This window comes from Microcella sp. (assembly GCF_051860105.1).
Lineage (GTDB): Bacteria > Actinomycetota > Actinomycetes > Actinomycetales > Microbacteriaceae > Microcella.
This window is the reverse complement of the sequence record NZ_JBHYEO010000015.1, coordinates 31,459-49,301: the sequence shown is the minus strand read 5'-3', so window position 1 is coordinate 49,301 and position 17,843 is coordinate 31,459. Positions and strand designations below refer to the sequence as shown.

The following is a 17,843-nucleotide window of genomic DNA, read 5'->3' as shown; positions in this document are numbered from 1 at the left end:
CCTTCGATCATGTTCTTAACCTGGTCAGCGACACGTGGGGTGCCTTCGCAGGAACCGTTGCGCCTTGGGACGAAGGCGCCCCCCTCGCACCTCGCGCTTGGACCTAGATGTATCTCGTTGTAGGGGAACTCCCTGACTGGCCTGCGGCCCAACAGTTGCCGAAGCGACGCGACGCCCGCCCCCTGGGTGGTCGGGGGGCGGGCGTCGCGGTGGTCGCGGTCGCTACGGTCGACTAGTGAACACCGTGGCGTTGCCCGGCAGCACGTAGATCGTGCTGGCCTGACTCGCGTACGCCCGGTCGGCGGTATCCCAGTTGCCGTTGCTGTTCGTGAAGGTGAAGCCGAACGAGCTCGGCGCGTTCGAGAGCGTCACCTTCCACCAGTGGCGGCCGTTGATGAAGCCCTCGTAGACCATCGGGAAGGTGCCGCTGACCCCGTTCCAGGTGTGGATGGAGTAGCTCGACGCCGACTGCCATTCGGCGAAGTGCACGGTCACGGCCGAGCCCTGTGGAGGCTGACTGCTCGGCGTCGCGGCATAGACCTTCGTCACCTCGTTGAAGGTGATCGTGTAGGTCGTGTTCGATGCCACCGCGATGTCGCCGCCGCTCTGCACGGCCGTGCCCGAGAGCCCCGACCCGCCGTAGTTCAGGCTCCAGTCGCCGCGCACGTCGAATTTGAACCGCTGGTTCGCGGCGGCACCGAACGAGACGTTCATCGCCGTCCAGACATTCCCCGACTTCACCATGGGCGTACCGAGGCCCCAGCCGTTGTTCGTGCCGCGCACGTAGAGCGAGTTCCACGCCGAGCCCGCCGGCCGGTACTTCTGGATGAACTGCGCGTAGCGCGTCGCTCCCGTGCCCGAGGCCACCTCGCCTACTCGCAGCACCGTCATGCCGAGATACGGGGAGTTGTCGAACGCCTGGTTGACGTTGTCCCAGCCGTTGTTCGACGTGATGCCGCCCGCAAGAGCGTTCTCGCCCTTGATCTTCACGCCCTGACGACCAGCCTCGGCGCCGACCCAGCCCACGAGGGTCTTGGCCTGCGAGAACTGCGGCGCGAAGTTCTCATCGTTGAACTCGAGGCACGTGAAGTGCAGGATGACGCCGCGGCCCGAGTCGGCCACGCGGTTCGCGAGCCCGACGATGTTGGCGTAGCCGCGACCGGTGTTCACGGCGTACATGCCGACGCTGGTCTGGATGAGCCCGGCCGCGACCTCCGCAGCCCGCGGCGTCGGCCCCGTCATCGACCAGTGCACACCGGGGATCTTGTAGCCGATCTCGGCGCCCGGGAAGGACGAGCCGAGGGCGGCGAGCACGGTGTCGAGCATCCGCTCGCCATGATCGACGAGGCTCTTGTTGTACCAGTCGATGAGGTCTTTGCCGTACTGCGTGGTGCGGTAGTCGCCCGAGGAGAAGAAGAAGCCCGCATTGCTCGGCGGCTGCACCTGCGTGATGGTCGTCACGGTCGAGCCCCAGGCGGCGTTGATGCCCGCGAGAGTGCTGTACTTCGCGAGCGCCCACTGCTGGAAGCTCTTGATGGCGAGCGGCGAGTAGGCCTGCAGCGCGCCGCGCGTCGGGTAGCCGGTGCCCGAGTCGTGGCTGTTGTACGAGGGGTAGCGCAGCTCGCCGGCCGGGCCGAGGGAGACGTTGATCTCTTGCATGCGCGTGGCGTAGGTCGTGCCGTAGCGGGCGACGAAGGCCTGCGTGAACGCCTGGTACTCGTTCTGCACGAGCTGCGTGGCCCATCCCTGCACGGTCTCGTTCGAGTAGTTGCCCTGCTCGCTGCGGTGCTTCAGGCCGTTCGCGTCGAGCGTGACGCCGTTGAGCGTCGCACCCGTGTACTTGCCCCACAACCACGAGGGCAGCGGGATGTTGCAGGTGTCGCCGACGTTGCCGCCGCACTGGTGGAACGAGAAGATCGGCACGATGTCGAGCCCCCGGCTCGTGATCACCTGGAAGATCTGGTCGTAGTAGCTCCAGTTGAACTGGTTGTCGCCGGCGGCCTCGACCTTGCCCCACCAGACGTCGACGGTCACGGCGTCGACGCCGTAGGCCTCGACGGTCGCGAGCTGGTTGCTGAACTCCGTCCAGTTCGACACCTCGAGCGGCGCCATGACGTTGGCGCTGAAGTCGGGATTGTTGGTGGCGGTCGCCGCCGTGGCCGAGGTCGGCCCGACGATGAGTGTGGCGATGATGGACAGCGCGAGGGCGATGACGCCCGAGGCTGTGTACCGCGTTCGAGTGCGCATGTGATGCTCCCCTGACGGGAGGAGCGACACCGTCGTCGCTGACGACCTCCCTGGGGGGGAGTATCACCCTGGCACGAGTGATGTGCAACCGGTTCCACAAGTTTCACAGGATAGACGGGGCGTTCCACCCCATCGACCCCCGGTTCCATGCGGGTTCCAGGGGTGTCCTGCGCTGTTCCTCATCGTTCCCGATGAGGGTTCCACAGGTTCCACACGGGTGCGGCGGCGCCCGAGGCCGAACGGCAGGGGTCAGCCGCGGATGACCTGCAGCACGCGCGCCGTGGCGAGTGCGGCCTCGGCCGCCTCGGCGCCCTTGTCCTCGATCGAGCCGGGCAGCCCCGCGCGGTCGAGCCCCTGCTGCTCGGTGTCGAGCGTGAGCACCCCGAACCCGACCGGCTTGCCCGTGTCGAGGGCGACCCGGGTGAGGCCATCGGTCGCGGCGGCGCTCACGTACTCGAAGTGGGGCGTGCCGCCCCGGATGATCACGCCGAGCGCGACCACGGCATCCGCCCCCGCCTCGAGGGCGGCCTTGCTGACCACGGGAAGCTCGAACGACCCGGGAACGGCGTACTCGACGACCGTCGCACCCGACTCCTCGAGAACCCGCCGCGCGCCGGCCTTCAGGCCCTCGCTGATGACGGTGTGCCACTGGCCCGCGACGATCGCGACAGTGAGGCCGGTGCCGTCGACGGTGAGCTGGGGGGATCCTGCACCGCTCATGCGGTCTTCCCTTCGATGGTGGCGAACACGGGGGCGCTCGTGATGCTCTCCGGCAGGCGGTGGCCCATGCGGTCGCGCTTGGCGCTGAGGTATCCCTCGTTGTCGTCGCCGACGCCGACGACGAGCGGCACGAGCGCGCTCACCTCGACACCGTACTGGGTCAGCTGGCGCTGCTTCTCGGGGTTGTTGCTGAGCAGACGCACGCGCGTCACCCCGAGGTCGCGCAGCATGTCGCTCGCGGCCTCGTAGTCGCGCGCGTCGGCGGGCAGACCCAGGGCGAGGTTCGCGTCGAGCGTGTCGTAGCCGTCCTCCTGCAGGCGGTAGGCCTTGAGCTTGTTGATGAGGCCGATACCCCGGCCCTCATGCCCGCGCATGTAGAGCACGGCGCCGCCCTGGCGCTGGATCACGTCGAGCGCGGCATCCAGCTGCGGGCCGCACTCGCACTTGAGCGAGCCGAACGCTTCGCCCGTGAGGCACTCGGAGTGCACGCGCACGATCATGTCGTCGTGGGGCATCCCGCTCACGATCGCAACGTGGTCGGCACCCGTCTTACGGTCGCGGTAGGCGCGCATCGAGAAAGGCCCGTGCGTGGTCGGCACCGTCGTCGCGACCTCGAAGGTGACGCTGCTCTGACGCTCGGCCGTGCGGGCGGGCGAGGCGGCGGCGAAGTCCTCGCCCGACTCCAGGTAGGCGATGAGGTCGACGATCGTTATCACCACGACGCCCTCCTGCTCGCCGAAGCGGATCAGCTCGGGCAGGCGCATCATGTCGCCGTCCTCCGCGACGACCTCACCGATCGCCGCGACCGGTCGCAGCCCGGCGAGACGCATGAGCTCGACCGCGGCCTCCGTGTGCCCGGCGCGCTCGCGCACACCCCCGTCGACCGCGCGGAGCGGAAGGATGTGGCCCGGGCGGATGAGGCTCGTGGGCGTCGACGCCGGGTCGGCGAGCGTGCGCAGCGTGTGGGCGCGATCGCCCGCGCTGATGCCCGTCGTGATGCGGTCAGCCGCGTCGACGGTGATGGTGTAGGCGGTGCGGCGCGGATCTTGGTTGTCCTCGACCATGAGCGGCAGCTGCAACGCGTCGGCGATCTCGTTCGTCATCGGCGCGCAGATGAAGCCGCTCGTGTGGCGGATCGTCCAGGCGATCCACGCCGGTGTGGCGAGCTCGGCCGAGATGATGACGTCGCCCTCGTTCTCGCGGCTCTCGTCGTCGGCGACAAGCACGGGCTTGCCCTCGCGCAAGGCGGCCAGGGCCTGGGGGATGGTTCCGATGCTCATGACAGGGTCCTTCCGTCAGCGGTGGCGCCGAATCGCACCAGCCGTGCTACATGTCGAGCGAGGATGTCGGTCTCGAGGTTGGCGGCATCGCCGACCTGCTTGCGGCCGAGGGTGGTCGCGGCGAGCGTCTCGGGGATGAGCGAGACCTCGAACCAGTCGTCGCCGGCCGCGCTCACCGTGAGGCTCACGCCGTCGACGGCGACCGAGCCCTTATCGACGACGAGGGGGGCGTGGGCGGCGTCGAGCGAGAACCGCAGCACCCGCCAGGCGTCCTGCTGGCGCACCTCGAGCGCGGTCGTCGTGCCGTCGATGTGCCCCTGAACGATGTGGCCGCCGAGGCGGTCGCCGACGGCGGCGGCGCGCTCGAGGTTGACCGTCTCGCCCACAGCCCACGTGCCGATCGTGCTCATCGCCAGGGTCTGCCCCATGACGTCGGCGGTGAACCAGTCGTCGCCCTGCTCGACGACGGTCAGGCACACGCCGTTGACCGAGATCGAGTCGCCGTGAGCGGCATCGCTGACGACGAGCGGCCCGCGCACGGTGAGGCGGCCGGCGTCGCCGACGGCGTCCCAGCGCACGATGGCGCCGAGCTCTTCGATCAGTCCGGTGAACATGTCAGTCCTTCATCGCAGGGGTGGGGGCGGTGGGGGTCTCGCGCGGGCGGGCCACGACCAGCAGGTCGTCGCCGAGGGTCTCGATGCGGTGGATGCTCAACCGGTGCACCTCGCTCATGGTGGTTACCCCGAGGTCGTCGAGGGCCACTCTCGGGCCGCCGATGAGCAGCGGCGCGAGGTACACGAGCACCTCGTCGGCCAGCCCGGCGCGCAGGAACGCGCTCGCGAGCGTCGGCCCGCCTTCCACATACAGACGGCGGATGCCGCGCTCATGCAGGTCGGTGAGCGCCGTGCCGAGGTCGCGGTGGCCGAGCTCGATGAGTCCGGCAGGGTGCTGGCGCAGGCGGGCATCCGCCGGCACCGCGGTCGCGCCGAACACCACGGGGATCGGCTGGTGGGGCAGGAGCTCGCCACCGTCGCCCCGCGCCGTGAGCGTGGGGTCGTCGGCGAGCACCGTGCCGGTGCCGACGGCGATCGCATCGTGCATCGCTCGCTGCTCGTGCACGCGCTGACGGGCCGCCGTGCCCGTGATCCACTGGCTGGTGCCGTCGGCGGCGGCGGCACGGCCGTCGAGGCTCGAGGCCCACTTGACGGTGACGAACGGGCGGCCGAGCCGCACGCTCGTGAGCCACGGCCGCAGCAGCTCGGCGGCCTCGTCGGCGAGCACGCCGCCGATGACCTCGATGCCCGCCGCGCGCAACCGGTCGGCGCCGCCGCCCGCGATCGGGTTGGGGTCGTCGAGCGCGTAGACGACGCGAGCGACACCGGCATCGATGAGGGCCTGCGCGCACGGGCCGGTGCGACCGGTGTGGTTGCAGGGCTCGAGCGTGACGACCGCCGTGAGGCCTGCCGCGCTGGCGAGGTGAGACAGGGCATCCACCTCGGCGTGATCGGTGCCCGCGCCGCGGTGCCAGCCTTCGGCGACGACCGCGCCCGCGGCGTCGAGGAGCACGCAGCCGACCTGCGGATTCACGCCGACCGCGGGGCCGTGCGTCGCCAGGCTGAGGGCGCGCCGCATCGCGGCGACGAGTGCCTCGTCGGCGTGCGGTGCGGTGGCGGTCATCGGGGTTCCTTACATAATCAGGAACGCATCCGGGGTCGCGCGCGCGACAGGCAGGCTGCCGCTCGCGTGTTCCTCCCATCCGGACTTTCACCGTCGGCACCGGAATTCCACCGGTTCAACCGCTCTCGAGTCGCCTCGATCGCGGGTCGCGGGCTCTCACCGCCGGCTCGGATTTTCACCGACCCCGGAACACGTACTAGCTATCAGAGTAGTCAACCGCCGCTGGCCTGAAGTATTCCCGATCGTTTGCTGGGAATGACGCACGCGAACGGCCCCCGCGCGAGGTGCGCGAGGGCCGTTCGTGAGGGCCGTGCGACGGCCGCTAGTAGGTGATCACCAGCGAGTTCGACACCGACACCAGCGCCACGATCGAGGCGTTGAGGAAGCCTGCGATGTAGGGGTTGCCGGTCGCGCGGTAGAGCTTGCGCGACACGATCGCCGTGACCGCGAGGATCACGATGACCGGGAAGAGCCAGATGCTGAAGATGCCGCCGAACCCGGGGATCAGCTCGCCCGAGACGGCGAACACCGAGTACTGAGCGATCACGAGCACGAGCGGCGCCAGCGAGTTCGCCACCGCGAGCACCGCCGTGTTGACCCACTCGCGCCCGGCGATCGTGAACCGGTTGAAGGCGTTGATCGCCACCGAGTTGGCCACGAAGTAGATCAGGAACAGCGGCAGCACGAAGAGCGCGAGCCCGATCTTGTCGACCGAGAACCACTTCACGCCGATCACCCAGAGGCGGAAGTCGGTCTTGAAGAGGAAGTCGAGCACGAAGACGACGGCGTAGACCGCGACGACCGTGGTCAGCGCGAGCCCGATGCCGTGGAAGAACGCGCGCCATCCCGGCAGCACGCCCGACGTGCGCAGGCTCATGCCGCCCTTCTTCGCGAACGCCAGGTAGGCGCCGGCCATGATCATCATCGCCGCGAGGCCATTGATCGCCGCCCAGAGAGCGATGAAGAAGACCGAGCCCTGCGGCACGATCGACGGCACCGCGTTGAAGGTGATGCCGAGCACGGGCAGCTGCTGGCTCAGCCAGACGTAGCTGACGCCCGAGATCAGCGCCGAGACGAGCATCCCGCCCCAGAACCAGATGGTCGGGATGCGCCCGGTCAGCGCGACCGCCGGAGCGGCGGGCGTCGCGAGTGCGCGGAACGCGGGAGTGCCGAGCAGTGCGCGCGGCACCGTCACGAGCAGGATTCCGAACGCGATGAGGCCGAGCGCGGTGAAGAATTCCTTCAGCTGCCAGAGCTGGTTGCCCGCGTCGATGGGCGTCGGGGCTCCGAGCGACTCGTCGAAGAAGTCGACGAGGTGCCCGACCGCGGTGCTCGAGATCGTCGTCCACGGGTGCGTCTGCGGCAACGAGTAGATCACGCGCATGGCGTCGGTGCCGTCGATCGACTCGGTGTAGACGGTGCCCTGCTCGCGCACCTCGCCGGCGATGTCGTCGGGCGCTGCACCGAAGTGCAGGAACGACTGGGCGTTCGGCGTGCCCAGGTAGTCGCGCGGTGCCGTGAGCGGCACGCCCTCGGGGCTGTAGCTGCGGAAGAAGAACTCGTCGTACTGGGCCTGGATCAGGCCGACGTCGCGCGTGCCGTACGCGTTGACGTAGGCGCCCTCCGCGTCGGTGTAGATCGGGTCGTAGTCGACCAGCAGCACCGAGGCGACGAGCTGCTCGTCGGCCGCATCGTCGAGCGGGATCGAGAAGTTCGCGGCGCGGGCACCGTTCGAGTGCCCGGTGATGCCGATCTTGTCGGCGTCGACGTAGGGCAGGTCGGCCATCAGCAGCACAGCGTCGTACATGCCCGTGCCGCCCACCATGAGCTCGTCGGCGGGCAGCGGGTCGGAGTTGCCGTGACCGTACATGTCGATCGAGAGCACGACGTAGCCGCGGCGCGCGAGCTCGACGTAGTTCGCCGACTGCATCTCGCGGTTGTTCCACCAGCCGTGGCTCACGACGATCGCGGGGGCCGGCGAGTCTGCTGTCGCCGTCGCGGGCGTGAACAGCAGGGCGTTCATCATGCGACCGCTCGCGGTCTCCCACTTGAGGTCTTTGACCGTGACGGCGCCGGCGCTCGTCTGCACGAGCGACGCGCCGATCGCCGAGACGAGGGCGAGGACGAGGGCGATGACGAGCCAGAAGCCGTTGCGTTTCATCAGAGCGGATCTCATTGCAGTTCAAACTCCCTTGTTGTGAACCAGTGCGGTCGCCTCACGGCGGCGCGCGGGGGTGGTCGTGCGAGGTGGCGACGGGACGAGGGTGGTGTGCCCGCCGCCCGCAGACTATTGGTCACATGAATGCGGATGCGCGCTGAACTGAGCAATCTGCACACATGTGCAGCGTCCCGCCCGGGCGGCGCGTGCGGTCGCAGGCGTCCCGTACGGTGGGGAGTCGCACCACCGTCCAGACAGCGTGCACGAATACTCATGACGCGAGAGGCGCCGATGCCCGAGAGCAATCCGGAGAACGCGAAGATCGTCGCGGCCCTCACGGCCGCGCAGATGTACTACATGCAAGACCTCACGATGGGCGCGATCGCGAGCGAGCTCTCGACGTCGCGCTCGTCGGTGTCGCGCCTCCTGACCTTCGCGCGCGAGTCGGGCCTCGTCGACATCCAGATCCGCTCACCCTTTGATCGCGGACTCAAGCTAGAGCACGCCATTCACACTCGGCACAGGGTGGTCGCGCACGTCGTGCCGATGCCCGAGTCGATTAGCGACATCGATCGGCTCGAGCGTGTGGCCATGACCGCGGGGCGTCTGCTCGGCCGCTTCATCGATTCGAACATGGTGGTCGGGGTCGCCTGGGGCTCCACGCTCGGAGCGATCAGCCGGCACCTCGTCAAGAAGCCGACCCACAACTCGATCGTCGTGCAGATGAACGGCGCGGGCAACACGCAGACGACGGGCATCGATTACGCGAGCGAGATCCTGCACCGGTTCGGCGAGGCCTTCTCCGCGCAGGTTCAGCAGTTCCCCGTGCCGGCATTCTTCGACGACCCGCTCACGAAGGAGGGCCTGTGGCGCGAGCGCAGCACGCGGCGCCTGCTCGACATCCAAGCGCGCATGGATGTCGCGGTGTTCGGCCTGGGCTCTCCGTTCGCCGAGGTGCCGAGTCAGGTCTACATCGGGGGCTACCTCGATGCGGGGGACTACCGGAGCCTCAGCGCCGATGGCGTCGTCGGCGACATCGCGACGGTCTTCTACCGGGGAGACGGCACGTTCGCCGACATCGACCTCAACGCCCGCGCCTCCGGACCGAATCTCGAGCGGCTGCGTCGAGTCGCGCGCCGCATCTGCGTGGTCTCGGGCGTGCAGAAGCTGCCGAGCCTTCGCGGCGCGCTCGCCGCGGGCCTCATCACCGACCTCATCCTCGACGAGAGCCTCGCGGCAGCCCTCGCGCGCGAGACCGCGCTCGAGACCCGCCCCAGCGGCGCACCGCGGGCGCTCCGCTGACCCGCACTCGCTGCGCTCGGGCCGTCGTGCACGTTTGTGCAGGAGCCTGGCAAGTTTGTACTCGCGCCGTCATGATGAAGACCACCACCGCGCGCGAGCGCCCGCCCACAGAACGGTTCCACCGACGATGACCCCCCGTGCCGCATCGGCCTCCCGCCCCTCCTCGCCCGCCGCCCGCGCCACCGTCGAGGCGCTCCGCGCCCGACCGCAGTGCGAGGTGCTCATCATCGGAGCGGGCATCAACGGCATCGCGACCTTCCGCGATCTCGCGCTCAACGGCGTCGATGTCGTGCTCATCGACCGCGACGACTACGTGGCGGGGGCCTCCTCGGGCTCGTCGCACATGATCCACGGCGGCATCCGCTACCTCGAGAACGGCGAGTTCCGGCTCGTGCAGGAGTCGGTCCATGAGCGCAACGCCCTGCTGCGCCTGGCCCCGCACTACGTTCGGCCGCTCCCGACGACCATCCCGATCTTCTCGACCTTCTCGAGCCTGCTCTCGGCACCCCTGAAGTTCATCGGGGTGAAGACGCGCGGCAAGAAGGAGCGCGGCGCGCTCATCATCAAGGTCGGCCTCACGATCTACGACATCTTCTCGCGCGACGGCGGGCGGGTGCCGCGGCACCAGTTCCGCGGTGCGAAGGCCTCGCGCGCACTGCTGCCCGCCCTGCGCCGCGACGTCAAGTGGACGGCGACCTACTACGACGCCTCGATGCACGACCCCGAGCGGCTCGCGCTCGACGTGCTGATGGACGGCGTCGCCGTGGGCGACCGCGCGCGAGCATCCAACTACGTCGAAGCCGTGGCGATGGATGCCGACGGTGCGGTGCGCGTGCGCGATGCGATCACGGGCGACGATTTCGCGATCACGGCGCGGGTCGTCGTCAACGCCTCGGGCCCGTGGACCGACCTGACGAACGAGGCGCTCGGCGAGCCCTCGCAGTTCATGGGGGGTACGAAGGGCTCGCACATCGTCGTCGACCACCCCGAACTGCTCGCAGCCTGCAACGGCCGCGAGATCTTCTTCGAGTTCACCGATGGCCGCATCGTGCTGATCTACCCGCTCAAGGGGCGCGTGCTCATCGGCACCACCGACATCGCGCACGACATGGCTGAGCCGATTCTCTGCACCGAGGAAGAGATCGACTACTTCTTCGACGTGGTCGCGTACGTGTTTCCGAGCATTCCCGTCGATCGCTCGCACATCGTGTTCCGCTTCTCGGGCGTGCGCCCGCTGCCGCGCCAGGATGCGGCCTCGAATGCGCAGATCAGCCGCGATTACCGGGTCGAAGAGGGAGCGGTGGGCGGCACGCCCGTGCTGAGCCTCGTGGGCGGCAAGTGGACCACCTTCCGCGCGCTCGGCGAGCAGCTCGGGGGTCGCGTGCTGAGCCTGCTCGGGCGGTCGCGCTCGGTGAGCACCGATGGGCGGCTCATCGGGGGTGCCGTCGGGTACCCCACGACCACCGCGGCGCGAGAGAAGTGGCTCGCCGAGCACGGCGCGACGGTCGGCACTGACCGCGCGGCCGAGCTGCTCGAGCGGTACGGCACGAGCGCTGAGGCGATCATCCGTCGCATCGAGAGCGCACCGGATGCGCCGATCGCCGCCGCCCCCGACTACTCGCGCGCCGAGATCGTGCACCTCGTCGAGACCGAGCAGGTCGTGCGACTCGTCGACGTGCTGCTTCGGCGTACCTCGCTGGCGTTCCGCGGACTCGTCACCGACGCACTGCTCGACGAGCTCGCCCAGCTGTTGGGCGACGTGCTCGGATGGAGCCCTGAACGTCGCGCTGAGGAGCACGAAGGCGCGCGGCACTACCTCGCCGACCGTCACGGCGTCGAGCTCTCTCACGAGACCCAGGGCGCAGCGTCGCGCCGCGGAAAGGACTGACCATGACCACCCACATCGTCGCCATCGACCAGGGCACCACGAGTTCACGCGCCGTCGTCATCGACCACTCCGGGGCCATCGTCTCGGTCGGGCAGCACGAGCACGAGCAGATCTTCCCGAAGGCCGGCTGGGTCGAGCACGACCCGATGGAGATCTGGCACAACACGCAAGAGGTCATCGGCATGGCGCTCGGCAAAGCCGGGCTCACCCGCCACGACGTCGCCGCGATCGGCATCACGAACCAGCGCGAGACCGCCGTGGTCTGGGATCGCGCTACCGGCCAGCCCGTCTACAACGCGATCGTCTGGCAAGACACCCGCACCCAGGATCTGGTCGAGGCGCTCGCCGCCGACGGGGGCGTGCGCCGATTCGCGGCGACCACCGGCTTGCCTCTCGCCACCTACTTCAGCGCCACCAAGATCGCGTGGATCCTCGACCACATCGACGGTGCTCGCGCGCGGGCTGAGGCCGGCGATCTGATCTTCGGCACCATCGACACCTGGCTGCTGTGGAACCTCACGGGCGGCGTGAACGGCGGCGTGCACGCCACCGACGTGACCAACGCGTCGCGCACGCTGCTCATGGACCTGCGCACGCTCGACTGGGACGACGCGCTGCTCGCCGCCTTCGGTGTGCCGCGGGCCATGCTGCCCGAGATCCGCTCGTCGGCCGAGGTGTTCGGCCACGCGTACTCGGGGTCGCTGCTGCGCGAAGTGCCTGTGGCGGGCATCCTGGGCGATCAGCAGGCCGCGACCTTCGGTCAGGCCGCCTTCGAGGCCGGGGCGTCGAAGAACACCTACGGCACCGGCAACTTTCTCATCGTGAACACCGGCGAGCACATCGTCGACTCGCAGCACGGGCTGCTCACGACCGTCGCCTACCGGCTCGGCGACGAGGCGCCGCGCTACGCCCTCGAGGGTTCGGTCGCGGTGACGGGCTCGCTCGTGCAGTGGCTGCGCGACAACCTCGGGCTCATCTCCTCGTCGGGCGAGGTCGAGACGCTCGCCGCCTCGGTGCCCGACACCGGCGGCGCCTACATCGTGCCGGCCTTCAGCGGGCTCTTCGCCCCCTACTGGCGACCGGATGCTCGCGGCGCGATCGTCGGGCTCACCCGGTTCATCACGCGCGCGCACCTGGCCCGCGCGGCCCTCGAGTCGACGGCGTTCCAGACGCGCGAGGTGCTCGATGCCGCCGACAGCGAGGTGCCCGTGCCGATCGCCGAGCTGCGCGTCGACGGCGGCATGACGGGCAACGAGCTGCTGATGCAGTTCCAGGCCGACATCCTCGGCATCCCGGTCGTGCGGCCGAAGATCATCGAGACGACCGCGCTCGGGGCGGCCTACGCGGCCGGGCTCGCCGTCGGGTTCTGGTCGTCGCGCGACGAGCTGACCGCGCTCTGGAGTGAAGACCGCCGGTGGGAGCCCACGATGGACGAGGTCGACCGCGACCGCCGCCTGCGCGTCTGGAAGAAGGCGGTCACCCGCACCTTCGACTGGGTCGACGACGACACCTCCTCTTAGTCCACTCAGCCCACCTGCCCCTCCGCGTACCCGACCCCTGCTCCCGCGTGCGGTCGGGTTCGCAACTCATGCGGAGCGGCCAAGTGTGTTCGGGTAACGCCGCACATCGGCCGGTTCAGCATGAGTTGCGATCACCACCCCACCACAGGATGCTCGCCGACGCTGTTGTCCCCGGTCGTCAGGAGCGTCGGATGGTCGACCGCTGCTGGCCGCCACAGCTCCGGCATGGATGCCCTCACAGCGTTCTCCGTGCGCTCGACCCTCTCTCTGACGCGAGCCGAGCTGCTCGCACTGGGGGTGTCGCCGCGCTCCATTGCAGCCTCGGTGAACGCCGGGCTGGTGATCCGCGCGCGTCGCGGCGTCTATGTCCCGGCAAGTGCGACGCTCCACGTCGTCCGGGCGCTGCGCGTCGGGGGGCTCGCTGCCTGCACCACAGCGGCCGAGAGCTTCGGTCTCTGGGTGCCTGAGCTGAGGCTCACAGAGGTGTGGTTGCCGCGTCAGGCTTCCCGGCTCCGGAGTGCGCACAGCCGTCGGGTTCCCTTGGCGCTCGCCGACCGGTCTCACCTCCGCACGCACTGGCATCCGCTGGTCGACCCGCGGGCGGCAGACTCATGGCGCGTCGGCCGGTTGGACGCTGTCGCGCAGTGCGTGAGGTGCCTCCCGCGCGAGCTCGCCATCGCGGTGCTCGACAGCGCTCTGAGTCTCGGCGTGGTCGGCGCCCACGAGCTGCCCGCACTCGAGGCGGTCGTTTCGAACGACCGACGCCCGTGGGTGTCCCTCGCGGATGGACGCGCAGGCTCGGGCACTGAGTCGCTCGTGAGGCTGGCTCTGCACGACGCGGGATTTCGAGTCACACCGCAAGTCCGCATACCCGGCGTCGGCTTCGTCGACCTCCTCGTCGGAACCCGGGTCGTCGTCGAGGTCGACAGCGAGCGATGGCACTCGACTCCGCAGCAGCTCGCCGAGGACTCCCGGCGAGACCTTGAACTTCACCGCCTCGGGTTCGTCGTGGTGCGGGTGCGGTACGACCAGGCCATGAACGAGCGGGATGCGGTGGTCGCGGCTGTCGAGCGCGCTGTGCGGACAAGTCGTTCACTGCGAGCCGCCCGTCGGCATCGGCGTTCGTAACTCAGGCTGAGCCGGCCGATGTGTGCTCGTAATGAGTCACATCAGCCCCGCCAGCCTGAGTTACGAACACCACCACCGACGGTCGCCGGGCGGGCGGTGGGGAGGCTGGTTAGGCGAGCAGGGCGGGCAGGGCGAGCAGGCCCGGGATGCTCGGCACGCCCGACGGCACGTCGCCCTCGGCGTGGTCGGTGATCGGGTTGCGATCGCGGCCGCGGTCGAGCCAGATGCCGAGCATCCCGGCATCGTGCGCCCCGACGGCGTCGGTGCGCACCCGGTCGCCCACGTACGCGCAGTGCGCGGGCGCGACGTCGAACGCGCGGGCCGCGGCGTGGAAGATGCGCGGGTCGGGCTTGGTGATGCCGAGCTCGCCCGAGGCGATGACGCGGCCCCGCCGGGCCGGCTCGTCGATCGAGCCGTCGGCGCGCACCGCCGTGAGGTCGAGGCGGTCCCAGAGGTCGATGCGCCGCAATTTGTCGGTCTGAAACTCGAGGTCGCCGTTGGTGATGATGCCCACGCGGAGGCCGTGCAGTGCGTCGAGGGCGGGCAGCACGTCGTCGAACAGCCGCCAGGCGTCGCGATAGCCGACGAGGTAGCGTTCGAACCAGCCGAGCGCTTCGGCGTCGTCGACGTCGATGCCGTAGGGCGCGAGCAGGTCGCGCGCCCGCGCGACGCGCTGGCCGAGGTAGGTGAGCTCGCCGGTGAGGTAGCGCGTGTAGTGCACTTCTTCGAGCCGCGCCCAGCGGCGCTGCACGGCGGCCGTGTCGTCGGCGGCGAAGGCTCCGCCCGCCGTTGCCTGCGCGAGCGCGATGGCCTCGTCCACGGCGCGGGTATGCGCCATGAGCGTGTCGTCGAGGTCGAACAGCACGACCTCGATGCGAGCAGCCGCGTTCACGCGCGCGGCAGGAAGCCGAGCGCGTCGTACACGCGCGCGAGCGTGGCATCGGCGATGACGGATGCCCGCTCCGCGTTGATCGCGAGCAGCCGGTCGAGCTCGGCCGGGTCGTCGAGCAGCTCGAGCGTCCGCTCCCGGATCGGCTCGAACGCCTCGACCACGGCCTCGGCGACCGCGGTCTTGAGCGCGCCGTACTGGAGGCCGTCGAACGACGCGACGAGAGCATCCATGCTCTGACCGGTCAGCAGCGACAGGATCGACAGCAGGTTCGAGACCCCCGGCTTCTCCGCGGGGTCGTACGCGACGACGCCCGACGAGTCGGTCACCGCCGACTTGACCTTCTTCGTCAGCACCGCAGGCTCGTCCATGAGCCACAGGATGCCCGCGGGGCTCTCGCCCGACTTCGACATCTTCGACCCCGGGTTCTGCAGGTCGTAGACCTTGGCCGTCTCTTTCAGGATGCGCACCTCGGGCACGACGAGGGTGTCGCCGAACCGCGCGTTGAAGCGGGCGGCGAGGTCGCGCGTCAGTTCGATGTGCTGCCGCTGGTCTTCGCCCACGGGCACGACGACGGCGTCGTAGAGCAGGATGTCGGCCGCCTGCAGGATCGGGTAGGTGAACAGCCCGACCGACGCGAGGTCGGCGCCGCCCTTCGCCGACTTGTCCTTGAACTGGGTCATGCGGCTGGCCTCGCCGAAGCCCGTGATGGTGTTGAGCACCCAGGCGAGCTGCGCGTGCGCGGGCACGTGCGACTGCACGAACAGCGTCGAGTGCTCGGGGTCGATGCCTGCGGCGATGTACTGCGCGGCGGTGCGCCGGGTCTGCTCGCGCAGCGCGGCCGGGTCTTGCGGCACCGTGATGGCGTGCAGGTCGACGACGCAGAACACGGCGTCGTGGGTCGCCTGCATGTCGCGCCACTGCAGCAGGGCTCCGGCGTAATTGCCGAGGTGCAGGCTGGCGGCCGAGGGCTGCATGCCCGAGAACAGGCGCGGAAGACTCATGGGTCAATACTTCCAGGTGGATGCTCGTGCAGAGTTCAGGGCAGCGCGTAGTCGACGACCACGGGCGCGTGGTCGCTCCACCGGGTGTCCCACGAGGGCGCACGGTCGACGGCGTAGGCCTGCACGGTCGCCGCGAGGGCGGGCGTTGCCACGTGGTAGTCGATACGCCAGCCGGTGTCGGTGTCGAAGGCCTGGCCGCGCTGCGACCACCAGGTGTAGGGGCCGGGCACCTCTCCGGCCTGCACGCGGCCGACGTCGACCCAGCCAAGGCCGCTTCGAGTGATGCCATCCACGCACTCGATCGGAGCATCCAGCGGCCCGAAGAAGCGGTCGAAGTAGGCGCGTTCTTCGAGCAGGAAGCCCGCGTTCTTGCGGTTGCCCTTCCAGTTCTTGATGTCGAGCTCGCGGTGGCCGACGTTGAGGTCGCCGACGACGAGGGCGTAGGGCGAGTGCGCCGCGAGCAGGGGCAGCCGCTCGGTCATCGCGTCGAGGAACGTGTACTTCTCGACCTGCTTGGGGGTGTCGACCTCGCCCGAGTGCACGTAGCAGCTGACGACCGTGAGGGTCGTGCCGTCGATGTCGAGGTCGGCCTCGAGCCAGCGGCCGGCCGAGTCGAAGTCGTCGGGCCCGAGCTCGACGCGGTGCGCGGCGAACTCGCGGCGCGCGGCGATCGCGACGCCCGCGCGGCCCTTGGCGGTCGCGGCATCGTGCAGCACCGTCCACTCGGGGCCGAGCAGCCCCGTGACGTCGTCGGTGGATGCCCGCACCTCCTGCATCGCGAGCACGTCGACATCGCGGCTCGCGAGCCAGTCGCCCATGCCCTTGCGGTACGAGGCGCGGATACCGTTGACGTTGACGGAGGCGATGCGGAGGGGCGTGGGCATGCCCCGATTCTAGGAGCGGCGACCGACAGGTCGCCGAGACGCACGATGAGTCCGGTCACTCGCGCCGGCCGAAGAGCCGGCGATACCACGGTCGATCGTCGACCGCGGGCTCGGGCTCGTGCGCGGCGACGAGCACGCGCGCCCGTTCGAGCCGCTCCGCGTGGGCGACCTCGTCGAGCACGATCTTCTCGTCGGTGACGCTCACGGCGATCCACGACGCGGCGATGAGGATCGCCTGGCAGACGAAGTTGAACCAGATCAGCAGACCCAGCAGCACGGCGAACGAGGCGAGCAGCGGGTTGTTGCTGGCTCCGCCGAGCAGGCTCGTGCCGAGCACCTTGAGCGCCCCGAGCGCGAGCGCGCCGATGAGGGCGCCCTGGCGCACGTGGCGGAACGGCACTTTCACGCCCGCGAGCACGCGGTAGAGCATCCCGAGAACGACCGCGTCGAGGGCGAACATGACGCCGAGGGTGACGAGGCGGCCGAGCACCGAGTTGAGGGTGGTGTCGCGAACGCCGATCGTGGCCAGCAGCCCCTCGAGCGCGACGGTGCCGAGCACGGCGAGCACCGCCGAGAGCGCGAGCAGCGCCCCGAAGCCGACGGCGAGACCGAAGTCCTTCAGCTTCAGCAGGAATGGGTTCAGGCGAGACCCCGGCAGATCGAGGATGGTGCGGACGGCGTCGCGTGCCCCCGCGAGCCAGCCGAGCGCCGAGAAGAGCAGGCCGATCAGCGCGACGGCTCCCGTCCAGGTGAAGACGCCGGCCGACAGCAGGTCGTCGGGGTCGACGACGCCATCGCTGCCGTCGACGGCGATGAGCCCGGGCACGGTCTGCGCGAGCACGTCGATGAGGGCCTCGCGCAGGCCATAGTTCGTGACCAGCACGAGGCCGGCGATCGCGAAGCCCACCCAGAGGCCGGCGAAGACGGCGAAGATCGCCTGGAACGCGAGCCCTGCGGCCAGCAGCGGTCCGCGCTTCTCGCCGTAGAGCACGAACACCCGCACGGGCTTGAGCCCCATGACCCACGCCGTCACGCGAGCGACCCATGCCATCAGACGGCCCCACCAGCCCTGCGGCTCGGGTGCGGCTGGCTCACTCACCCCGCCACCATAGCGAAGGCCCCGGGGGAGACCCGGGGCCGTCGCTC

At 69.6% G+C, this 17,843-nt stretch carries 14 protein-coding genes and 1 riboswitch; of the genes, 4 read left to right on the top strand and 10 right to left on the bottom strand.

What is annotated here, in order from left to right; translation table 11 throughout:
• Positions 1-222: 222 nt before the first annotated feature.
• From ACTIE9_RS09430 to ACTIE9_RS09405, 6 genes are all read right to left on the bottom strand, one after another.
• Positions 223-2,247: a family 14 glycosylhydrolase gene (locus ACTIE9_RS09430; protein WP_439565324.1), complete on the bottom strand. Its 2,025-nt coding sequence runs from the start codon at positions 2,245-2,247 to the stop codon at positions 223-225.
• 249 nt (positions 2,248-2,496) lie between these two features.
• Positions 2,497-2,967 (bottom strand): 6,7-dimethyl-8-ribityllumazine synthase, encoded by a 471-nt coding sequence (gene ribH, locus ACTIE9_RS09425; RefSeq protein WP_439565323.1) that lies wholly within the window; start codon positions 2,965-2,967, stop codon positions 2,497-2,499.
• On the bottom strand, positions 2,964-4,247 hold the full coding sequence (ribB, locus tag ACTIE9_RS09420) for a 3,4-dihydroxy-2-butanone-4-phosphate synthase (RefSeq protein WP_439565322.1): 1,284 nt from the start codon (positions 4,245-4,247) through the stop codon (positions 2,964-2,966). The genes ribH and ribB overlap by 4 nt, the downstream gene beginning before the upstream one ends.
• Complete coding sequence (locus ACTIE9_RS09415; protein ID WP_439565321.1) at positions 4,244-4,861, bottom strand: riboflavin synthase; 618 nt, start codon at positions 4,859-4,861, stop codon at positions 4,244-4,246. Before ACTIE9_RS09415 ends, ribB begins: the two co-directional genes overlap by 4 nt.
• A 1-nt stretch (position 4,862) precedes the next feature.
• Positions 4,863-5,924, bottom strand: a complete 1,062-nt coding sequence (ribD, locus tag ACTIE9_RS09410) for a bifunctional diaminohydroxyphosphoribosylaminopyrimidine deaminase/5-amino-6-(5-phosphoribosylamino)uracil reductase RibD (protein WP_439565320.1) — start codon at positions 5,922-5,924, stop codon at positions 4,863-4,865.
• A gap of 63 nt (positions 5,925-5,987) precedes the next feature.
• A riboswitch (FMN riboswitch) is annotated at positions 5,988-6,120 on the bottom strand.
• Positions 6,121-6,246: 126 nt separating this feature from the next.
• Complete coding sequence (locus ACTIE9_RS09405) at positions 6,247-8,085, bottom strand: dienelactone hydrolase family protein (RefSeq protein ID WP_439565319.1); 1,839 nt, start codon at positions 8,083-8,085, stop codon at positions 6,247-6,249.
• A gap of 288 nt (positions 8,086-8,373) precedes the next feature.
• Between ACTIE9_RS09405 and ACTIE9_RS09400 the strand changes: the two genes are divergently transcribed.
• The 4 genes from ACTIE9_RS09400 to ACTIE9_RS09385 all read left to right on the top strand — a co-directional run bounded on the left by ACTIE9_RS09400 (position 8,374) and on the right by ACTIE9_RS09385 (position 13,920).
• Positions 8,374-9,384, top strand: a complete 1,011-nt coding sequence (locus ACTIE9_RS09400; protein WP_439565318.1) for a sugar-binding transcriptional regulator — start codon at positions 8,374-8,376, stop codon at positions 9,382-9,384.
• 127 nt (positions 9,385-9,511) lie between these two features.
• The gene (locus ACTIE9_RS09395) at positions 9,512-11,272 is read left to right on the top strand and encodes an FAD-dependent oxidoreductase (protein WP_439565317.1); all 1,761 of its coding nucleotides are present in this window, start codon (positions 9,512-9,514) and stop codon (positions 11,270-11,272) included.
• A 2-nt stretch (positions 11,273-11,274) separates the two neighbouring features.
• Positions 11,275-12,792 (top strand): glycerol kinase GlpK, encoded by a 1,518-nt coding sequence (gene glpK, locus ACTIE9_RS09390; protein ID WP_439565316.1) that lies wholly within the window; start codon positions 11,275-11,277, stop codon positions 12,790-12,792.
• Positions 12,793-13,017: 225 nt separating this feature from the next.
• Entirely contained in the window at positions 13,018-13,920 is a 903-nt protein-coding gene (locus ACTIE9_RS09385) for a DUF559 domain-containing protein (RefSeq protein ID WP_439565315.1), read from the top strand.
• Positions 13,921-14,029: 109 nt separating this feature from the next.
• On the opposite strand, the gene ACTIE9_RS09380 is transcribed toward ACTIE9_RS09385, so the two are convergent.
• From ACTIE9_RS09380 to ACTIE9_RS09365, 4 genes are read right to left on the bottom strand one after another with little or no spacing between them, the layout of a single operon-like run.
• Entirely contained in the window at positions 14,030-14,812 is a 783-nt protein-coding gene (locus ACTIE9_RS09380; protein WP_439565314.1) for an HAD family hydrolase, read from the bottom strand.
• Complete coding sequence (trpS, locus tag ACTIE9_RS09375; RefSeq protein WP_439565313.1) at positions 14,809-15,813, bottom strand: tryptophan--tRNA ligase; 1,005 nt, start codon at positions 15,811-15,813, stop codon at positions 14,809-14,811. Before trpS ends, ACTIE9_RS09380 begins: the two co-directional genes overlap by 4 nt.
• A 35-nt stretch (positions 15,814-15,848) precedes the next feature.
• Complete coding sequence (locus ACTIE9_RS09370; protein ID WP_439565312.1) at positions 15,849-16,697, bottom strand: exodeoxyribonuclease III; 849 nt, start codon at positions 16,695-16,697, stop codon at positions 15,849-15,851.
• A gap of 55 nt (positions 16,698-16,752) precedes the next feature.
• Positions 16,753-17,796: a YihY/virulence factor BrkB family protein gene (locus tag ACTIE9_RS09365; protein ID WP_439565311.1), complete on the bottom strand. Its 1,044-nt coding sequence runs from the start codon at positions 17,794-17,796 to the stop codon at positions 16,753-16,755.
• Positions 17,797-17,843: the final 47 nt, after the last annotated feature.

Bases quoted from the DNA above. Each gene is read 5' to 3' on its own strand.
- ACTIE9_RS09430 (WP_439565324.1), bottom strand. From the start codon at position 2,247: ATGCGCACTCGAACGCGGTACACAGCCTCGGGCGTCATCGCCCTCGCG.
- ribH (WP_439565323.1), bottom strand. From the start codon at position 2,967: ATGAGCGGTGCAGGATCCCCCCAGCTCACCGTCGACGGCACCGGCCTC.
- ribB (WP_439565322.1), bottom strand. From the start codon at position 4,247: ATGAGCATCGGAACCATCCCCCAGGCCCTGGCCGCCTTGCGCGAGGGC.
- ACTIE9_RS09415 (WP_439565321.1), bottom strand. From the start codon at position 4,861: ATGTTCACCGGACTGATCGAAGAGCTCGGCGCCATCGTGCGCTGGGAC.
- ribD (WP_439565320.1), bottom strand. From the start codon at position 5,924: ATGACCGCCACCGCACCGCACGCCGACGAGGCACTCGTCGCCGCGATG.
- ACTIE9_RS09405 (WP_439565319.1), bottom strand. From the start codon at position 8,085: ATGAAACGCAACGGCTTCTGGCTCGTCATCGCCCTCGTCCTCGCCCTC.
- ACTIE9_RS09400 (WP_439565318.1), top strand. From the start codon at position 8,374: ATGCCCGAGAGCAATCCGGAGAACGCGAAGATCGTCGCGGCCCTCACG.
- ACTIE9_RS09395 (WP_439565317.1), top strand. From the start codon at position 9,512: ATGACCCCCCGTGCCGCATCGGCCTCCCGCCCCTCCTCGCCCGCCGCC.
- glpK (WP_439565316.1), top strand. From the start codon at position 11,275: ATGACCACCCACATCGTCGCCATCGACCAGGGCACCACGAGTTCACGC.
- ACTIE9_RS09385 (WP_439565315.1), top strand. From the start codon at position 13,018: ATGGATGCCCTCACAGCGTTCTCCGTGCGCTCGACCCTCTCTCTGACG.
- trpS (WP_439565313.1), bottom strand. From the start codon at position 15,813: ATGAGTCTTCCGCGCCTGTTCTCGGGCATGCAGCCCTCGGCCGCCAGC.
- ACTIE9_RS09370 (WP_439565312.1), bottom strand. From the start codon at position 16,697: ATGCCCACGCCCCTCCGCATCGCCTCCGTCAACGTCAACGGTATCCGC.